Genomic DNA, 229 nt, shown 5'->3' with positions numbered 1-229 from the left:
CTACGCCTATCTCCACAGTCAGCAGTTTCAAACCTGAGCTTCAGGGGACGTTCCCCTCCTCCCTCTGGCTAAAGTTTGACTGGTTGGGCGAGCCAATAGGGGACCGTCCCCTAACTGGCCAAATCGTGGAATCCGGCACCCATGAAGAATTACTGGCGCGGGGCGATCGCTACGCCTATCTCCACAGTCAGCAGTTTCAAACCTGAGCTTCAGGGGACGTTCCCCTCCT

Annotated in this window: 1 protein-coding gene; it reads left to right on the top strand. The window is 56.8% G+C overall.

Translation table 11 applies throughout. The features are described from left to right. Positions 1-206: hypothetical protein (locus JUK32_RS00870; RefSeq protein WP_204136975.1), on the top strand; the 206-nt coding region annotated here is incomplete at its 5' end. Positions 207-229 lie beyond the last annotated feature (23 nt).

This window comes from Halomicronema sp. CCY15110 (assembly GCF_016888165.1).
In the GTDB taxonomy this organism is placed as follows: domain Bacteria; phylum Cyanobacteriota; class Cyanobacteriia; order Phormidesmidales; family Phormidesmidaceae; genus Halomicronema.
Note: the sequence above shows the minus strand (reverse complement) of the source record. Positions and strands in the feature narration are given on the sequence as shown.